This is a genomic window from Bifidobacterium sp. ESL0690 (genome assembly GCF_029392315.1).
GTDB lineage: Bacteria > Actinomycetota > Actinomycetes > Actinomycetales > Bifidobacteriaceae > Bifidobacterium.
The window spans coordinates 2048304-2067655 of sequence record NZ_CP113939.1 but is presented as its reverse complement, the minus strand read 5'-3'; the positions used below and the strand labels follow the sequence as shown (position 1 = coordinate 2067655).

Annotated in this window: 10 protein-coding genes and 1 other RNA gene; 9 read left to right on the top strand and 2 right to left on the bottom strand. The window is 56.0% G+C overall.

Annotation, left to right across the window (positions count from 1 at the left end; all coding sequences use genetic code 11):
* Positions 1-92: 92 nt before the first annotated feature.
* A complete protein-coding gene (locus tag OZX62_RS08155; protein WP_277175702.1) occupies positions 93-1235 on the top strand; it encodes an inositol-3-phosphate synthase in 1143 nt (380 codons plus the stop codon).
* 90 nt (positions 1236-1325) lie between these two features.
* Here the strand turns inward: OZX62_RS08155 and OZX62_RS08150 are convergent, their stop codons facing one another.
* Both OZX62_RS08150 and glf read right to left on the bottom strand, forming a co-directional pair.
* Entirely contained in the window at positions 1326-2039 is a 714-nt protein-coding gene (locus OZX62_RS08150; protein ID WP_277175701.1) for a hypothetical protein, read from the bottom strand.
* 121 nt (positions 2040-2160) lie between these two features.
* Positions 2161-3342, bottom strand: a complete 1182-nt coding sequence (glf, locus tag OZX62_RS08145; RefSeq protein ID WP_277175700.1) for a UDP-galactopyranose mutase — start codon at positions 3340-3342, stop codon at positions 2161-2163.
* A gap of 279 nt (positions 3343-3621) precedes the next feature.
* Between glf and ffs the strand changes: the two genes are divergently transcribed.
* The 8 genes from ffs (at position 3622) to OZX62_RS08105 (ending at position 18184) form a co-directional block, all read left to right on the top strand.
* Positions 3622-3718: signal recognition particle sRNA small type (gene ffs / locus OZX62_RS08140), an RNA gene on the top strand.
* A gap of 106 nt (positions 3719-3824) precedes the next feature.
* Positions 3825-8600, top strand: coding sequence for a PD-(D/E)XK nuclease family protein (locus tag OZX62_RS08135; protein WP_277175699.1), 4776 nt, complete (start codon positions 3825-3827; stop codon positions 8598-8600).
* 1 nt (position 8601) lies between these two features.
* Positions 8602-13248: a UvrD-helicase domain-containing protein gene (locus tag OZX62_RS08130; RefSeq protein ID WP_277175698.1), complete on the top strand. Its 4647-nt coding sequence runs from the start codon at positions 8602-8604 to the stop codon at positions 13246-13248.
* A 242-nt stretch (positions 13249-13490) separates the two neighbouring features.
* Entirely contained in the window at positions 13491-14195 is a 705-nt protein-coding gene (locus tag OZX62_RS08125) for a GNAT family N-acetyltransferase (RefSeq protein ID WP_277175697.1), read from the top strand.
* 283 nt (positions 14196-14478) lie between these two features.
* Positions 14479-15837: an MFS transporter gene (locus OZX62_RS08120; protein ID WP_277175696.1), complete on the top strand. Its 1359-nt coding sequence runs from the start codon at positions 14479-14481 to the stop codon at positions 15835-15837.
* Positions 15838-16040: 203 nt separating this feature from the next.
* On the top strand, positions 16041-16493 hold the full coding sequence (locus OZX62_RS08115) for a hypothetical protein (protein WP_277175695.1): 453 nt from the start codon (positions 16041-16043) through the stop codon (positions 16491-16493).
* A 113-nt stretch (positions 16494-16606) separates the two neighbouring features.
* The gene (locus OZX62_RS08110; RefSeq protein ID WP_277175694.1) at positions 16607-16897 is read left to right on the top strand and encodes a helix-turn-helix transcriptional regulator; all 291 of its coding nucleotides are present in this window, start codon (positions 16607-16609) and stop codon (positions 16895-16897) included.
* A 69-nt stretch (positions 16898-16966) separates the two neighbouring features.
* Positions 16967-18184, top strand: coding sequence for a type II toxin-antitoxin system HipA family toxin (locus tag OZX62_RS08105; RefSeq protein WP_277175693.1), 1218 nt, complete (start codon positions 16967-16969; stop codon positions 18182-18184).
* Positions 18185-19352: the final 1168 nt, after the last annotated feature.

Genomic DNA, 19352 nt, shown 5'->3' with positions numbered 1-19352 from the left:
TGTTGTGTGTGCACTGCGTGTACTGATGCCCTTCTCGTTATGAGGGGCTAAACTTACAAGTGGAATTTTGCACGTGAAATAAAGGAGTCGATATGAGTATTCGCGTGGCAGTGGCAGGTATTGGTAACTGCGCCTCGTCCCTGATTCAGGGTGTCGAGTATTACAAGGACGCGAAGGACGATGAGAAGATCCCTGGCCTGATGCACAACAACTTCGGTGGCTATCGGGTTCGCGATATTGAGTTTGTGACGGCGTTCGACGTTGATGCCCTCAAAGTGGGCAAGGATATCTCCGAGGCCATTGGAGCTTCGCAAAACAACACCTACAAGTTCTGTGACGTGCCGAACAAGGGTGTTGAAGTGCTGCGCGGGCCGACCTATGACGGCCTTGGCGAATATTACCGTCAGATGATCACCGAGTCTGACGCTGAACCGGTCGACGTGGCCCAGGTGTTGAAGGACAAGAAGGTCGACGTGCTGGTCAGCTACATGCCCGTCGGTTCGGAGCAGGCGGATAAGGCCTATGCTCAGGCCGCGATGGATGCCGGCTGCGCCTTTGTCAACTGCCTGCCGGTCTTTATCGCTTCCGACCCGGAGTGGGCCCAGAAGTTCCGCGATGCCGGTGTGCCGATTATCGGCGACGACATCAAGAGCCAGGTTGGCGCCACCATCACCCACCGTGTGATGGCCCGTCTCTTTGAGGATCGTGGCGTGCGTCTCGACCGTACGTATCAGCTCAATGTCGGCGGCAACATGGACTTCATGAACATGCTGCAGCGTTCGCGTCTCGAGTCCAAGAAGGTCTCCAAGACCCGTGCCGTCACCTCGATCGTGCCGCACGAGATGGATCCGCACAACGTGCACATCGGCCCGTCCGATTACGTGGCGTGGCTCGACGACCGCAAGCTCGCGTTCGTGCGTTTGGAGGGTACCACCTTCGGCGACGTGCCGATCAGCCTCGAATACAAGCTTGAGGATTGGGATTCGCCGAACTCCGCCGGCATCGTCATCGACGCCGTGCGCGCCGCCAAGATCGCGCTCGACCGTCACCTCTCCGGACCGATTCTTGCGCCGAGCTCCTACTTTATGAAGTCCCCGGCCGTCCAGCATGAGGATTCCGAAGCTCGTCAGCTGGTGGAGAAGTACATCGCCGGCGAGGTCGAAGCCGACGAGTCCGAACTCGATGCCGATGTAAAGGCCGCGAAAGACAACGGCAAGGACGTCTGGCACGCCTGAGTCGTTGAGTGTTAGCTGATTTAGTAGTAGTGGGGTTACGACTTTTCTAAGTCATAACCCCACTAGGTTTTAGTACTCTTCCTAAAGTATTTACTTTAAATTTGCCAAAATTGCATCTCTTTGTTTTACGGCGTTTCTGATGGCTGCGGGGTCGAACCAGCCATGAGTAAAGTCGTCATCGATAGCGTGGAGCAGGAATAGTGAAGCATTGATGATGCGGCGTTTATGTTTAGCGGCGTCATCAAGATTGTCGAAGTGTGCAGCTCGATTGCGTATCTCACGTAAATAGCATAAATTTCGTGAGATTTGCTTCCGCCCGTTCTCGTCTGGTGTGACATTAGGAAATGCATTGGCCAATGCTGTTTGCCACAGCTGTCGTTGTAGTTCGTTTTCAATCTTAATGTCTTCGCCGACCAGTTTTATCCATGTGCCCCACATCAAGTTTGATACAACATCATCATGTGTAATTGTGGATCCGTGTTTTTTATATGCGCGTTTCCGGGCATTGGCGATTGGTGCTCTGATGATTTTGTAAATGATTGTTGGTGCGTTATCTTCCTCTGTCCATAATTCACTTCCGTTTTCTTGCAGAGAAAGTTGGCGGAGTGCTCGATCAATTGTGTTACGAACCGCTATCTCAACATAACCAATCTGCTGATGTAGCGTTCCCGCAAAAGCATGATTTTGTTTGCAAAGTAGGATAGCAAGATTTTCGTTACCGTTGGTTGCGCGGAGGTAGCGGCTTAGTCGTGCCTCGCTACAGAGTTTTAACGCTACCTGCAAATCTGATTTGCTTTGTTCCATGAATTCATGATACCCTGTGTCATACGGGATGGGGTGAGTCCCATCCAAAATCTCATTGGCCTCCTTGGAAAAGGAGGCCAGTTGCTTTTCTGACTTGGCTACGGCGTTGTGGCCGAGTTGATTACTGCTTGCCCAGCAGCGGGCCGACTTGCTTTTCGTAGGCGATGAGGGCGCTGTTGATGACCTGGTGCATGTCGTAGTAGGCATAGGTGCCGAGGCGGCCGCCGAACACGACCTGCGGTTCCTTGGCCGCGAGATCCTTGTACTGCTGGTAGAGCTTCTGGTCGGCGAGGGTGTTGATGGGGTAGTAGGGTTCGTCGTCGCGTCCGGCCGAGCGGCTGTATTCCTCCCAGACCACGGTCTTGTCTGGGTTCTGCTGCTCGCGGCGCTCTGGGTTGAAGTTCTTGAACTCGATGGCGCGGGTATAAGGCACGTCGGCGTCCACGAAATTCATCACCGGGCAGCCGAAATGGTCGCCCTCGTCGTAGCGCTGCTCCTTGAAGTCGACGGTGCGCCACTTGAGGTCGCCGAGCGAATAGTCGAAGTACTTATCGACCGGACCGGTGTAGACGATCGGCACGCGGCCGAGCAGCGCCTTCTTGTTGAGCGGCTGGCTTTCGTCGAAGAAGTCGGTGCCCAGGGTGACGTGGATCTTCGGGTCGTCGATCATGCGCTGCATCCACGCGGTGTAGCCGTCCTTGGGCAGGCCCTCCCAGGTGTCCTTGAAATAGTGGTTGTCGTAGGTGAAACGCACCGGAAGGCGCTTGATGATCGAGGCCGGCAGCTCGGCCGGATCGGTCTGCCACTGCTTGCCGGTGTAGTTCTTGATGAACGCCTCGTAGAGCGGCCGGCCGATGAGCTGGATGCCCTTGTCGTTCAGATTGCTCGGGTTGGTGCCTGCCAGCTCGCCCGCCTGCTCCTTGATGAGCTCCTGCGCCTGAGCCGGCGTGTAATGCGAATGGAAGAACTGGTTGATGGTCCCCAGATTGATCGGCATGGGGTAGACCTCGCCGTCGTGTGTGGCGTAGACGCGGTGCTGATAGTCGGTGAATTCGGTGAAGCGGTTGACATAGTCCCACACGCGCTTATTTGAGGTGTGGAAAAGATGCGCGCCGTACTGGTGGATTTCCGCGCCGGTTTCCTTGTCCATATAGGAGTAGGCGTTGCCGCCGATATGCGGCCGGATGTCGATGATTTCGACAGTGTGTCCGTTCTCCGCCGCCTGCTGTGCGATCGTAAGTCCAAAGAGCCCCGCACCCACCACGAAAAGATCGGGTAGATTCTTGTTTTCGTCGTTGGCCATTACCGTTCCTTTTCTTGTCGTTCGTCACGTCGTTACTCGCTGCACGCGTTTGTACATGTCTGCGGTGATTGTTGTTTCCATAGTACTCGCCGGGTTGTTGTTACCTCCCGTTCTCTCTGCAGTGTCCGTTTGCTGAAGTGATAAATTTTTTCGAGTATAGGGAACTCGATTTTCTTGTTTTCTTGAATTTGTCGGCTGCCTTGGGCATTGAGGATTTTCGTTCACGATTATTTTGCCTTGGCAAGGCTCCGACGCACAGTCCGGGCATGGGGTATACTGGTTAAGCCTTCACGTGGCGTTATGTCACCCAAACCCCCCAGGGCAGGAATGCAGCAAGGGTAAGTGGCCTCTGTCGGGTGCGTGAAGGTTTTCTCGTCTTTGAAACCAGCTGGGTCGGCGTCGATTTTGGTTGGCGGTTTAATATGTCTGCTGGTGAATTTCTGGGGAGCGACCACACCGGCCTTTAGACTGAAAGAATGGTTATGAGTGGGAATGATGCCTTGGATTTCAACGATAATGCCGCAATGGACGCGGTGAAAGCGATGCTGGTTGATGGTTCCGAGACGGTTTCCCGTGCACTACTGGTGGCAGGGGCGCCAAGCTCCGGGAAGACCGAGTTCGCGCTGGCGGCGACGCTTGAGGGGATTTCGCGATTCGGTGATTCCAAGGTTTTTATGGCGGTTTCGGGGCGGCAAGTAGCCGATAAGCTTTCTGACCGGATCATTCGTGCCGTCGGCTCCGTTTCCAGTGCTCGGCCGGTGACCACGCTTTCGGCGATTGCGTTTCGACTGCTTTCTCAAGTTCGTGAAAGCAAGCAGGAACCGTTGCCGAAACTGTTGAACGGAGCGGAGCAGGATGCGCTGTTGCGTCAGGTGGTCGCGGTGCACGTCGGGCACGCCCGTAGTGGGGAGTTGTGCGATACCTGCGAGCTGATGCGCCAGTATTTCGCCGCCGATGACTGGGTGAATACCGTTTATGGCGATGACGGGAGCGAAACGGGTGGCAGATCGCGTGGCGTGGATGACGGGGCACGCGTGCCCATGTCGGGTCAACATGCCGAGAACGTTTCGAGTGTTGATGGTCAGGTCCATCCGACTTCTGGGATCCAGCCTCGTTCAACCTCGAAAGGCATCGGTTCCAGCGACGTGCTGTTTGCTCGTGGAATTAACGACGCTTTTGTAATGCAATTACGTGACATGCTGGCGCGCATGGACGAGCTGGGGCTGGGTTCCGAGCGTGAGGGTGAGGTACTCCAAATGCTTGCCGATTCGCAGGACTCCGGCGAGGGATACAGTCTGCGAATCGAGCGGCTTGGCGTTCAGTGGAGACTTGCGTTCGCGTTGCGGCGTGAGTATGCGCAGGCCACGATTGACGCCTATCCGGGGGAGTTCCGGCTGGATTCTTCGCGTTTGCTCGTAGAAGGGGCACAGGCCGCCGCACAGGTGGCTGACGAAACGTTGCCGAAGTTTGTGGTCGTTGATGATTTTCAGGATCTGACTTTGGCTGGTTTGTCGTTTCTCGAGGCGCTGGCTCGACGCGGTGTGAAGCTGCTGCTGGTCGGCAATCCTGACGAGGCCGTTCAGACCTTCCGCGGTTCCTATCCGGAATATCTGTTCACGCGTGCGCAGCAGCCTCCGCTTTCCGCCGAGCTGGTGACGTTGCCTGCGCGCCAGATTCGCAAAGTTACAAGCGTTTCTGGCGGCATCGACGCTGGGGCGAAACTTGGCCGCAATCCGATGGATAAAGACAAAATCGCTGAAACTGAAGTTTCTGAGGCGATTGACAACGAGAATAATGCCGAAGCGAGTCCTGAAAATGGTTCTTCTGCTTCGATTTCGTATCTCGATCTGCTGGCTTCGCGCGTCTCGTTGTCTATTGCCGCGAACGAGGATACTTCCGTAGCGTTGCCGGATAGGCCGGGGAAATTGCCGCGTTTGACTGCAAGCCTTCCTATTGCACCGCTCGATGCCAACGATTCCAAACTGAAGGATGGCAGCGTCAAAACCGCGCTGTACCGTACTTCACGCGAAGAACTGGACGACGTGGTCTGGCGCATCAAAGAGGCGCATCTTGGCGCCGGCCGCGATTGGAACGATATGGCGGTGATCGCCCACGACAACGACACGGTGCGTGCGTTCGGCGAACGGTTGCGCAGTGACGGTGTGCCGGTGCGTTACTCCGCGGTCACCAAGCCATTGAAGGACGACCCGAGCGTGCAGGGGCTGTTTGCGTTGTTGGAGCTGGCGAAACTGCGTCACGATGGCGTCGACGCTTCCAACATGTCGTTGCCTGAAACGGCAAAGTATGTACGTGGTCGTGTGCAGGCCGTGCTGGAAAGTCCGTTGGTGAGCCTGCGTTCGTCTTCGACCTCTTATGGCCCGTCTTCGCCGGCGCGCCTGGCGCCTGTGGAATCGGTGATGAAGGCCATCGCGTCGCTTGCGCAGGTTGCCGAAAATGGAACAGACAATGTGGTCAAGGCCGATAATACAGGCGGAATAACGAAAACGGATAAACCGGACAAGGCGGATAAATCAAGCAATATCGATCAAGTTGACAATACCGACACCGCGAGCAATCAGGGCAATTCGGATGCTTCTAACGTTGTGGCGAATTTGCCGAAAATCGATGCCGCTTGGCAGGCTTGGCGGCAGCAAGTGATCGCACGTCGCCCGGCATCCAGCGTTGAGGTGGACGAGACGCTTGTCGGTGGCGCAAATCAAAAAGATGAAAATTCGATGCCTTTCGGCCTTGATGCCATGTATATCCTGCTAGCGTTCAACGACGATGAAGCTGAGAATGCGGGCGCTGACGAGGTAGTGGAGCTGATTTCGAACGTCGGTGGCGATGCCTCAGCGAGAGCCTTCGCGCACGTCTGGGATTTGGTGGCGAAGGTCGAGCAGGGAATGGCGGCTTTGCCGAGCCGGGAACCGCAGTATGCGCTTTCCGTGGCATGGGACGCGTGCCATGTGGCCAACGTCTGGCAGGTTCAGGCGCTCGCGAACAATGCTGATGGCCGTGCCGCCAACGATCGGCTCGACGTGATGATGCGGCTTTTTGCCTACGCTTCGGGTTCTGGCGCGAAGCAGAGTGTCGAGGATTTCATTGCCAGCGTGCGTTCGATGCGCATTGAAGCAGATTCGCTGGCGAAAGTTGCGCCTATCGATGAGGCGGTCACGTTGACCACCCCTGCCGGCGCCGCAGGCGGTCATTGGCGTTTTGTGTTCATTACTGAGATTCAGCAGGATGTCTGGCCGAATCTAGCGGCTCGCAACACCATGTTCGGTGGCGAAAACCTTGCCGATATCGTATTGCATAATGGGATGCGCGACGAGCACGAATCGGGGATGACTGGGGGAGATCCGGAACTCGCTCAGGTGCTTTCGGCCGAGCAGAAAAGCTTCCTGGTGGCTCTGACGAGGGCGAGCGAACAGGTGACGTTGAGTGCTGTGCTGAGCGATGACACCGTGCCGTCCGATTTTCTTTATACCTACGTTCCAGAGCGCTTCGACCGCCTACGCGACGCCGGCCTTCAGACCCGTGATTACACGCAATTGGCGGATTCCGGCCGTTTTGTTGGCCTTGACGCCGACCCGCGCGGGCTCGTGACGGCTTCGCGTATCGAGCTGATGCGTCAAGCTGATAGCAGCGGAAGTGGAATGGATAAAGTCACTCGAGCTACTGGCGGTGAGGCCGATAAGAATACGGATACGGCTGGCGTTGGCGGCGTCGAGATTGGCAAGAATACGGATATGGCAGGCGGCGTTGCCGGCATTGAAAACGATTCCTCACATTCGGCCGCTGGACTTGATGCCGCGTCTTCCGCGCGTGTTCGCGACGCTGCTGTGTCGCTGGCGCTGCTTGACGATGCAGGACTCGAGGCAGCCGATCCCGATAGTTGGCCGTATACTTTCGGTGTGCCGAACGGTAGTAGTGTCAGTGCCCAACCTGAGACTGTGCAGAATGTAGATGTTTCTGAATCGTCGTCTTCAGCTCCAACGGTGACGCTTTCGCCATCGCAGGTCGACCGCATCTGGGCTTGCCCGGTCTGCTGGATGCTGGAAAACCAGTTCGCCGGCCCGCGTCCGTCAAATGCCGCGACCAGTTTTGGAACGCTGATTCACAAGGTCGCACAACTTGCCAGCGAGGCGGGCTTGGATACCCCTGATTTCATGGCGGGCAGTTCCGAAGACGAGCGTATAGCAGCAATCGCCGCTCAGATGATGGAGATGTACCACGAGCTTGCCGATGACCCTGATGCCATCGACGACCCCGAGCAGCGCTATCGTGCGGAAAGCAAGGATGAAGGCGCGCAGCAGACGCTTACCGATATCGCGACCTATTTCGTAACTTCAAGCGATAAAGATTATCCGTATGGAAATCTCAAGAACTTTGCCGTGGGACGTCTGCAGCATGCGGATAGCGAGTACGAGTTCGCCGCAAGATTTAGTCTCGACGATATTCGCGCGGCCTATAACGCCATCGAAGGCATAGACCCAATTGGTGCTGACGACCTTGCCGGCATCATGGGCGAGCTCAATGGCGGCTGGCCGGAAGGTATGAGCCCTGATTTGCAGATACGTTTGACCGGACGTATCGACCGCATGGAATGGCGGGATCTGGGGGATGGCAAGCAGCACGTGCGCCTGATTGATTGGAAAACCGGGCATGCGCACAACGGCAAGCAGATGTTCAACGATTTGCAGTTGGTCTGCTATCAGCTCGGTCTCGCCTTCCCCGAGGCAAAACGGCCAGATGAGAACGATAACGGTAGCGGTACTTCGGCAGTTCTGCCGAACGCTGGATTGCATGGTGTTGAGGCGCTCAAAGCCATGCCCGACATTGCTCAAAGCTCGCTGTTCGATGTCGATTCCGCAACGGCACCCGGGCAAAGCTATGGGGCTGCGGAAACGCTTTTCCAGCCGTCACTTTTCCATGCCGGCGCGTTGAACAGCAGCGGTTTCACACCTCGCAGCCACTATTCCAATCTGCAAAAACTCGCTGATTTGCCTGATCTGCCAGCTGAAGCGCCGAAGGGCGTGAGCGCTCATGCCTGGCAGCAGTTCCTTTCGTTGCGTGGCACCCAGGCGGTGTGGGCGCTGACCATGATTTCGCGTATCTTCTATGCCGCAGCAGCCTCGCGTTCCAGCGTTTTGGTCGCCCGACCGCAACCCGATCATGTGGCGTGGTGCCGGATGAAAACGGTATGCCCGGCCTGCGCCGGCGAGGTGGACACGGTCTACGAAGTCAGGAGGGGCTGAAATGACGAACGACGATAAATTGTCCCGATTCAATGGCATCGACGGCGTGCGCGTCGGCATGGGATTATCGGATAGTAATAACCGCGGCGGTAATGAGGTCGAAAGCGGAAACAAGGCCGGTAACGTTGACGGGAACTCTGTAAAATCCCCGATACCAACGCAGGCATCAATCCGCAAATCGGCTCACGATTCCGGCGTCGCGTATCAGGCTCCGACCGACAGTCCCGAGCAGGCTGCCGTCATCAACGCGCCTGAAGACGCGGACGTGCTGGTGGTCGCCGGTGCCGGGTCCGGCAAGACCTACACCATGACCCGTCGCATCATCAACCTGATCAAGGTCGGCGTGCCGCCCGAGAAAATCCTCGGTTTGACGTTCACGCGCAAAGCCGCTTCCGAGCTCTTAAGCCGTGTGTCGAGCGCGGTGGCTGAAAACGCCCGAATGGCCGAAGCCGATGCGAATACTGCTGGCACGAATGCCGCCGGTAACCCGCATCGTCCCAATGTTTTCCTCAAGCCGCAGGTCTCCACTTACGATGCCTTCTTCCAATCCATCGTGCGTCAGTACGGCCTCTTGGTTGGCTTCGACCAGAACACTCAGCCGTTGAGCGAGGCCGGGGCCCATCAGCTTGCCGTCACCGTTATCGACGAAAACATGGACATTCTACGCGGGCAGGGCTTTGGGAGTTTTTCGGATATTGTTTCGAAAGTCCTGAGCCTTTCCAACGCCATCAGCGGCTCAATGATCGGTGAGCATTGTGCCAGCGTGCCCGAGGCCATTGCGCGTATCCGTGAATGGGATCAGGCGTTCATCGCGCAGATGAATGCCGCCATCGGCGACGAAACGGTGCCTGAAGATGAACCGAAAGCCAAACCGCCGAAGCGCAGGAAAAAGGACACCGATGAGCAGTTCGTAGGCCGCATCGCCGAATACCATGAAGCGTGCCATCAGCTGGCCGTCTATCGCAGCGCAGAGCTGCGTGACGTCGCTCAAAAACGCGAGATCCTGCTGACTTTGGTCAAGCGTTATCATGAACGCAAGCAACAGCTCAATATGGCCGAATTCAACGATTTCACCGTGGCCGCCTACGCCTTGATTACCCGTTTTCCATCAATCGGGGAGCGGCTTCGCCATCGCTATACGCACGTCCTGCTCGACGAATACCAGGACACATCCACCACCCAAGCCGCGCTCATTGCCGCATTGTTCCATCCTGATGATTCTCAGCTGGAAACGATGGGCGATTCGGGTTCGTCGGGAAGCGTCCCCTCGACGCATTCTCGCAGCCAAAACCCGGTATCAGACAGTTCCGCGGTCAACGCCGTGGGCGACCCCTTCCAGTCCATTTACGCTTGGCGCGGTGCAAGCCCGGGCGCGTTCCGCATGTTCCAGCGTGATTTCGGCATGAACGAAACCGACAGACCCTATTCGCTGAGCGTCACCCGGCGCAATTCCCGCGTGGTCCTTGAAGCCGCCAACGACCTGACCCAACCGTTGCGCACCCCAGACCGCATTCCCTCAAGCTCGCCGATGCGTGAGGTCCCGGTGCCGGCGCTGACGACGATTGAGGATGCCAAGGAAGGTACGCTTGGCGTGCTCGGTTTCGACACGCTCGGTCAGGAAATCGATGCGGTCGCGCGTTTCGCCAAGACCTCCATCGCACGGCATACCCCGATTGACCCGAGCCAAAAAGACGTCCGTCCGCACGTCGCCGTTCTCTTCCGAGGCAAGCAGAACATGCCCCAATTCGCCGAGGGCCTGCAAAAAGCGGGATTGACGACGCTGACCGTAGGATATTCGGCGCTGCTGGACCGACCTGAAATCCGCGACGTGCTGGCCTTGCTTCACGTTGTCGCCGATCATGCCGATTCCGGCGCTCTGATGCGGCTTCTGGCCACGCCACGCTTCGGCTTGGGTAGCAACGATTTGAGCGCGTTGGCCAAGCTGGCCAGTCGCCGCAACGACGAATACCGCTTCCGTGCGCTGGCCGAAGCCGGTCTTGTTCCGGCTGATGCCAAGCCGAGCGAGCAGCCGAAACTGGTCGCCGAGCACCGCGACCAGGTGCCCAACATGGTCTTCCTTGCCGATGTTCTGATGGACGACAAGCTCGAATCTTCGCTGGATTCGCCCCGTGTCGCCTCGCTTTTCAGCGCTCCCGGGCTTGCGGCCATCCGCCACGTCTCGCAGGTCTTGCGGCAGGTCAACGCCGTCGTGAACCATTCGCTTACCGAAGTCATCGAAACAGCGATAGAAGCACTCGGTCTCGATATCGATACGGTCGTTTCGCTTGCGCTGCAGGAGTCCGGCAGGCCCGTCGAACCGGCGTTGGCGCGCTCGCCGATGAACGCGCTAGTGGACCTGGTCAACACCTATACGCAGGAAATCACGGAAGGCGCCACGCCCACGTTGCGCGGGTTCATCTCCTGGGTGGATTCGCTGAGCAGCATTCCCGACGAAATGGCGTCCGTCCCGAGCGATCCGGTGGACGTGGTGCTGATGACCATCCACCAGTCGAAAGGCCTCGAATGGGATTCCGTGGCCATCGTCGGCATGAAAGCCACGAGTTTCCCCTCCAACCAGGGCGACAGGCTCAAGGTCGAATTGGACGAGGATCATATCGGCGGATTGCGGGACGGTGTCTGGCAATCGCCGCAATATCATGAAACGGCCAACACCTGGCTTGACAACCCGGCAGCCGTGCCCGTGCCGGTACGTGCCGACGCCGATATTTTGCCGCGATTCCCGCACGATGCCGGGGTAGGTGAAGATCCACTTGCCGCTTTGCAGGAACTTTCCAGCGTGGAAACGGTGACGAATGAGTCCGAAGGTCTGATGCGCACTTTCGACGCCATCGACGGGGGCGACGGTGAAAGCATCGATACTGATGGGGTTTCCATATCTGGTGACGGAGCCGAGGCTACGTATCTTTCCCAGCAGGAGGAATACGGCCGCAGGTTGCACGCCGATGAACGCCGGCTCGCCTACGTCGCGTTGACGCGCGCCCGTGAAGAAGTGCTGATGACCTATAGCCGTCACGCCGAACTTTCGCGCGACCCCAAGGCTGCGGGTACGGGCCACGATTCCAAGCCGTCGAATTTCTTTACCGAGGTGCACGACGCTTTGGCGTATAGGGATGATGTGGTCGTGGTTGAGGCCGATGCTGATGGCAACGATTCCGATGAAGCTCAGACGAATCTCAACACCAGGGCTGTGGCTATCGAAGGTATATCACAAAGCGATAATTCAGCGGTTGCGGGAATCGTCGATAGCGCTAGTGATACAAACACCGAAAATGCTACGGCCTCCAATCCGTCGGTTCCACAGACATTGTCAGAACTGAACGCCTCGAAACCGGACGGCCTTTTCGTCGGATCGCACGCCGAAGAATACGAGCGTGCCATCGTCGAGGAAGCATGGCAAACACCTCTTGATGAAAGCGAAAGCCAGCGGGAAGACGAAACGCTGCCGTGGCCCGCTTCGATGAGCGAGACAATGGCGCGTCGGTTGCGTCGCTCGGCCGTGCTGACCAAGCAGATGCACGAGCGCCTCGTCTCTGAGGCTGAGGAGAGCAAAGCTCAAAGCGGCAATGATATCGCGGGCGGTCGCGAAACCCAAGCTTTAAAGGGAGGCGAAAACGATGCTGTCGGGCAAGCCGTCGACCGTATAGCCGCCGAGCTGCCGGAAGGTCAATCGTTGGCGAAACGTACACAGATGCTGTTGGCTGATAACGATTTGATGCCATCGATGGAAATCAAGCAAAACGGCAACACCTACGATGACACCTTCGACAAGGCCGACAAAAATTCCGGCAACTCTCGCGCAAACGGTTCGAGCGCTGGAGCTGAAAGCACCAATGCCCTTGATGTCGAAGTGCGTCGTCGCGGTGAGCGGATTCTTGCCAGCAGACGCCAGAACGTCACCTCGTTGCAGGCCAGCGCAGGCAACATGAGCAAGCGGGAAAGCGAGAATTACTGGCGCGCCCTTGTGCGTCCGATCCCTCGCGTGGCTTCGCCCGCCGCCGAGGCCGGCACCCGTTTCCACGCTTGGGCCGAGCGTTTCGTAAATGCGTTCGGTGCTGATGAGGTTGCCGATATGCCTACAGATGATGGCGTTTCGTCGATAGCCGAGGGCAGCCAGGCCGAGACCCGAGCCTCGCTGATCGCCGGTCTCGTTGAAGCCGAGCAGCACCCAGAAGCCAGCCAAACCGCCACGGACCGTAAGATTCTGACCTGGCAGCGCCGGCTGGTCGACGGACGCTGGGCAAACCGCCGTCCATATGCCGCCGAAGAGCAGATTGTCGTCGCCGTTCCCGAACTTCAGAATCGCATTGTCAATGGCAAGCTTGACGCGGTGTTCTATGGAGGGCTTGATGAAAGCGACTCTGGCAAACGTTTCACGATAGTCGATTGGAAGACAGGCAAAAAGCCGACAAAGCAGGAGGATGTCGACCAGAAACTGGCCCAGCTCGACATGTACCGGCTGATGTTTGCGCAAATGAAGAACATTCCGCTCGACAGTATCGACGCCACTTTGTATTATGTTAGCGTCGCCAGCGAGGAACTTCGGGGGGTAGAAGCGCAGCCTAAATCCAAGCCGGAGATTTTGAAGGAACTGAACGCGGGAATTCCTGTGGTCAGTGACGAGGACTAGACATTTATGCAATTAATGTATATCTATTGGTAGTATATTACACGTTGTTTGTCTAACAACAGGCTTCAAATGCCGCCGATAGCGCGTGTATGGCTTGTAGCGTAATGGACTATGGGTATGATGTAGTGGTTTTGACTTTTGACTGGGCTTTCGGCTGGAGTTTCTGGCCGGAAGACGAATCGCTGTGTCGGTAGGGGCCGGCAGGCGGCGTAGGGCAAACAACTATGAAGGGATGCGAACGTATGGAAAATGTTGCGAAAGGTGATGCCGGAATCGGAGTGGTCTATTCCCCGATGATCTGGAGCGATGTCGAGGCCATCACCCGACAGTTCGATGAGACGTGGGGCAATTACGCGCCTCTTGGCAACGACAAGAAGCTTTCGATGTTGCTTTCCTATCATTTCGTGTTGCATTACATTGAGCCTGCCACGCGCGGTGAGATCGCCCATAAAAACGGTGAGTTCATGGGCGTCGTCCTTTCGCGCGTCGTCGGCCAGCCGGTGATGTTCGGCAACGTGGCCGAGGAGATGGCGAAAATCGACGAACGGCTTAACTCCACCCCGGCCGGTCACAAGGCGCTCGCGGACCTCGAGCTTGGTTTCGAGATCGAACGGCGCATGGAGCGCCAGACCGGCATCAACGACAAGGCGCCCGCCGAAGTCGAACTTTTCCTGGTGTCCTCGGCTTCCCGCGGCCAGGGCGTCGGCGGCGAGCTGTGGAAGCGCACGATGGAATATTTCGAACGTTTCCATGAGCCGATGTTCTATCTGCATACAGATTCAGATTGCGATGTCACCTTCTACGACCGTCACGGCATGAAGCGTATTGCCGAGCGCGAGGAGCAGCGTCACCCCGACGACGGCCGCGACCAGCAGATGGCCCCGAACAAGATGTACATTTACGCCGGCGTCCCAGGCAAGGTCAAAACAACCGTTTCTCAAAAATAATTCCATGCTGTCATACATTGATTCATGACTGTGAATCAGGGGCTTCGTAAAAAGGGATCCATCGTTTTTGATGGGTCCCTTTTTGTTGTGCGAACCGATATGTTTCCCTTGGTTACGCTGCAGGCTTCTCGTCCGCGCGGGTTGGATAGACTGGATATATACACTGGAAATATCGAATTATGTGGTTGACAAGTGTGCGATGATTCGACGGTTTTCGGCATTGAATCATGCAATTTTGATGCTGCCATTATCATCGCGTCTTATCGGAAAGGATTGATGGGTAGTGAACAATGCAGGTCGTAGTGTGCCGAGCCAGCGTCATAAGTCACCTTACGGGCGGCTTTTCGCCATTCCCGGTTCCAAGGCGTTCTGTATTTCCGGGGCGGTCGCGCGTCTCCCGATTTCGATGATGAGCCTTGGCATCGTGCTGGCGCTGAACCATATGTATAACAATTGGACGGTCGCCGGCACGATGAGCGCCGTCTATATTCTGGCCGTCGCAGCCGTCACGCCGCTATACGCCCGCCTGTTTGACCGTTTCGGCCAGCACAAGATCGGTTGGGTGGCCTTGGGGCTTTCCGTGGTCTTTATGCTCGTTTTCGCCCTCGCCGCGTGGGCTCGCGTTCCCATTGCCGTCTTGTTTGTTCTCGCGATTTTGATGGGCTTAACGCAATTCTCATTCGGAGCATTGGTGCGTACCCGCTGGGCCTATGCGCTGCGCGATCCGAAAGATGCCGACCTGCTCGACACGGCCTATGCGCTCGAAGCCGGAATTGACGAGATGGTCTTTATCTTGGGCCCGATTCTCGCTGCGTTCCTCGCGACTTCGGTGAGTCCTGTCTCCCAGCTTTTTGTGCCGACAGTTGCCTGCGCCATCGGGGGAGCGGTCTTCTTCTCGCTGAAAGACACTCAGCCTCCCGTCATCGAAACCGTGTCCGTTGTTGCCGCCTCGCCGAGCGACGAGGATGTGAAGGCCGCTTCCGAAAACCTTGGTGGCACCGCCGGCTACCGGCTTGACGAGGACGGCGTGAGCCTGCGCCAGCTGCACACCCATGCGGCCAAACCAAAGAGCGTGCTGCTATACGCCGGCATTATCCCGCTTCTGGTCGTTTTCGTCGTCTTCAACATGAGCTTCAACGAGTTCGATGTTTCCGTCACCGCGATGATGAAGGCCATCGGCCGCGAGCAGCTGCTCGGCCTGCAGCTGGCGATGTTTGCCGTCGGCTCCTGCATAGGTGCCTTCATTTTTGGCTCGAAGAAACCGAAAGGCTCCAACTGGCAGCACATGGTGGTTTTCCTCACCTTACTGACCATCGGTTATGTGTTCTGCCGCTTGGTGATGGACAACCTGATTCTGCTCGGAGTCGCTTCCGTGCTTTCCGGCCTATGCGTCTCGCCGCTTTTCGCCACCGGCAACCTCATTGTCAAAGACATCGTCCCGCCTAGCTCGCTCACCGAAGGCCTTTCATGGGTGACGACTGCCGGTTCGGTCGGCACTTCGTTCGGCTCGTCGCTTGCCGGCATGGTGCTGGACGTCTCGAGCCCGCACGTCGGCCTGCTCCTGCCCATCGCCACCACCTTTGCTGCCGTGCCCCTGGCCGTTTTGGGCTGGTTCCTGGCTCGTCGCAAGCAATCCGAGTGAGTCGAGATTGCTGTTTTGGGGACGGGCATACGTCAGCTCCGCCGCCGATAAAGTCTGCGTGTGGAGTGAATTGAGTGGCGCTTCCAGGCATTCGTCTCTGGTTTGAAGCAAACGGAAACGCCGAAAAATATTTGCACTTTTTTCTTTATTACGTTACAGTATTTTTTGTAATCACCGATACCTAATTACAAATAGAAAGTGGTATGGCGATGGAAATTCTAACGCAAAAAGACAGAACTAATGTTTTCGTCGGTACCAAAGAGGTGCGTCAGGCGGCACGGGAGACTTTGGAATCAATCGGCGATGTGCGTTCTTCTTTGGCGCTGATGGAGGGTGACACTCGAATCGATTTGCCGGATAATCTTTCGCGGTTGTTAGTCAGCCTTTTCAGTGCGCTTGGTGATGGCAGTGTCATTTCTATTGAAACGACTCCGGAAGAGGTGTCAGCCAGTACTGCTGCGGAGATGTTAGGTATTTCGCGCCCCACGTTTTTGAAGAGAGCCAAGGAGCAGCATATTGATTCCTGCCCGTCTCCGTCCGGCAAACAACAGCGTTTCAAGACCAGCGACGTCCTTCAAATGCGCAAGGTACAGCGGCAAGCGAAGATCGAAGCATTCAACGCTTTGCGCGACGAGTTGGATCAGATGAACATCTGATGCAAAAGTAATATTCGTCAGGATTGTCGCCAGATGATGACCAATAACCACTGATATTTCATGTTATACTTAAGTTAAGCATTGAAATTTCAGTTCTTAAAGGTTTAGATATCATGAAATATGTGCCGGTTACTGCGAGGCGAGACTTAAGGACGTTGGGCAGGCAGTTCGCGACCCAGCGCAAGCTGCTGAAGTTGCGGGTCGCCGATGTGGCCCAGCGTGCCGGAGTCAGCCAGAGCACGGTGGCGAACCTCGAACACGGCAAGGCCGTTGGTTCCGATGCGCTGCTGGCCATCGCCCGAATCCTCCAGCTGGCCGATTACATGGTGAAGTCAACGGATCCGTATTCGCACACTCTGGGCATTGTCCGAGCAACTGAGAATCTGCCCAAGCGCGTGCGTTGAGGGGTGGTGGCTTAGTCTTGGGCGTTTCGGTACGATTGGTGTGATGCGTGATGAAGGAAGTGGTTGCGTATGAGCGAGCGGCAGGTTGAAGTTCGCACAGGACTTGGTGACGGCCAGGAACTTGTGGCCGGCACATTGTATTTCCAAGGGAACACGTCCACTTTTCTGTATGCCGATGAATATATACGTGATCCGAGGGCGTTCGAGCTCACGCCTTTCCTGCCATTCGCGACACGGTCGTTTTCGTTCGATAAGCTTGGGCAGTTCTCTGATGCCGCTCCCGATCGTTGGGGTAGAAGGATTATCGACCGTAACCGCAAGGGCCGTAATCTTCCTGAATCGGAATATCTCCTCGGCGTCAACGATGTCACAAGGCAGGGAGCACTGAGGTTTTTCAGTGACGGTAAGCCGTTGGCAGGTAATGAGGGCGTTCCCGTTCAGGCCAATTTGCCGGATTTGCTGGACACGGCAGACGCGGTGCAGAACAACCAGGACGTTGATGACGCCTCGTTGCGGCGTCTTTACCAAGCCACGGGTTCGTTGGGTGGTGCGCGGCCCAAAGCGTCGGTGTCTGACCGCAACGCCTTATGGATGGCCAAGTTTCCCAAGCCTGACTGCGAGAATTGGGACATCATTGGTTGGGAGGCGGTGACGCTTGAGATTGCCGAAATGGCGGGGATTGATGTGCCCGAGCATCAGGTTGTCAAAATTAAGGACGCTGCCCGGAGACAACGGACGGTGCTGCTGACGAAACGTTTCGATCGTGCCGGCGAAGGCACGCCTGAGCACTTGGTGCGAATCCCTTATGTTTCGGCGTTGACTGCCTTGCAAGCCGTGGACGGAGAGGGCGGCGACTGGGAGGACTTGGTGGAATTCGCACGGGCCGTCGGGGCCGATACCCATGAATTGTGGCGACGGGCGTTATTCGGCGCGGCCATCGGCAACCGAGACGACCATCTGCGTAACCATGGTTTCCTGCGTGTGGGCAACGGATGGCAATTGTCTCCGGCTTTCGATCTTAATCCTGAGCCTTACTATGGCGAGGATGACAATCTCCATGAACTTTCGCTGTTCGGAGACCCGCATGTGGACATCGCGGCGTTGGTGACTGATAAAGCGTTGGGTTTGTTCGGCGTCAGTCATCCGGAGGCCAAAAGTTACGAGTCGTCGTTGCGTTCGGCGCTCAAACAGGCCATCGGGCGGGCGCGAATTCGGGGCCTCGACCATGCTTCCATCAAAGCGATGGAAACGCGATTTGCTTGGGCGTTGGAACAGCTGGGGGATTAAGAGGCCGTCAAAGAGAAGCTACGAAACGCGGATTGAGAAGGCGGCTTTGGTGTGTTTTGCCGTGTGAGCTGCCGTGGGCTATTGCTGGCGAGCTAGTCAGCCATCTTCGCTTCCTTGATCGGACGCGTACATCCTTGTATGACCGATATCTTCAAAAGCCCACATTCTGACAAATAACCCAACCGTCAGACACGCGACTTGGCCTATAACTCTGAAGAAGGGCATTGCGATCTTTTCTAGATAGCTCATGCCCTTTTATGATGGTGAATCTGCCGGCATCAGTCGGCAATTTTCTTTCTGCCCGGCCTGTTCAACGCCGATGCGCGTAGCGACATCCATTTCGCGTCGTCAGCATTTCGTGCTTTACCATTGGCCGGTGGCGTATATGCCTTCATGCGTCGTACCGTTGTGACGGTTTTTGTCATTATCCTGTCCGCTTCCAATATTTATATTGCTACCACTGGTTATTGTATTCGTAAAATTATGAATTCTAAAGCTCTCGAATATCAAGATTCTGTGCTGCGAGTGATTTTGATATGTTGGATATATGCTCTTCCACCATCATGCTTTCAGCCTTTCTCTTGACTATTAACAGATTTCGACTTTCGGCGCCGCAACCGAATAATTGCCATACTACGCGTCGGTGACGATTGCACCAGAATTTGAGCTCAGACCTTAAATGTGCTTCGTCGGCTTATATGGTGACCCCTGGCCCATAAAACGGGTTTTATTGCTCGACTGTTTTTGGGTGTTCGGCGTGTCTAATTATTTTGTCAGGGAATTTTTTTGAAAAAAATTTGGGATTTTTCTTAAAACGTTATACATAGATAGGTTGGCGGAAGACATTCGGATGGTGGGGCGGTGAATGGGCGGATACGGCGTGAATGGCTGAAGTGTTGCAATGCAAAGCGTCCGGGGTGAAATAGATGGTTTGGAAAGTGGTGTTGCCGATATTTTGCAAATCAATGATTATTGTCTGAATATAAAAATTCAGAAAGTCGTATTAAACGTTTGAAAAATAAAATTATGTTTTATTAATTAGGCAAAAATCCGATACTCGAGTACCGCTCGTGTTACAGTTTTGCGTGTTTATAGTGTGTTCCGCATAGGGGTGGTTTGCCATGCGGAAATTTCCATTGATACAGGGAGAAGAAGGATATGTCACGTT

Excerpts from the sequence above, each read along its gene's own strand:
- OZX62_RS08155 (WP_277175702.1), top strand. The coding sequence starts at position 93 with ATGAGTATTCGCGTGGCAGTGGCAGGTATTGGTAACTGCGCCTCGTCC.
- OZX62_RS08150 (WP_277175701.1), bottom strand. The coding sequence starts at position 2,039 with ATGGAACAAAGCAAATCAGATTTGCAGGTAGCGTTAAAACTCTGTAGC.
- glf (WP_277175700.1), bottom strand. The coding sequence starts at position 3,342 with ATGGCCAACGACGAAAACAAGAATCTACCCGATCTTTTCGTGGTGGGT.
- OZX62_RS08135 (WP_277175699.1), top strand. The coding sequence starts at position 3,825 with ATGAGTGGGAATGATGCCTTGGATTTCAACGATAATGCCGCAATGGAC.
- OZX62_RS08130 (WP_277175698.1), top strand. The coding sequence starts at position 8,602 with ATGACGAACGACGATAAATTGTCCCGATTCAATGGCATCGACGGCGTG.
- OZX62_RS08125 (WP_277175697.1), top strand. The coding sequence starts at position 13,491 with ATGGAAAATGTTGCGAAAGGTGATGCCGGAATCGGAGTGGTCTATTCC.
- OZX62_RS08115 (WP_277175695.1), top strand. The coding sequence starts at position 16,041 with ATGGCGATGGAAATTCTAACGCAAAAAGACAGAACTAATGTTTTCGTC.
- OZX62_RS08110 (WP_277175694.1), top strand. The coding sequence starts at position 16,607 with ATGAAATATGTGCCGGTTACTGCGAGGCGAGACTTAAGGACGTTGGGC.
- OZX62_RS08105 (WP_277175693.1), top strand. The coding sequence starts at position 16,967 with ATGAGCGAGCGGCAGGTTGAAGTTCGCACAGGACTTGGTGACGGCCAG.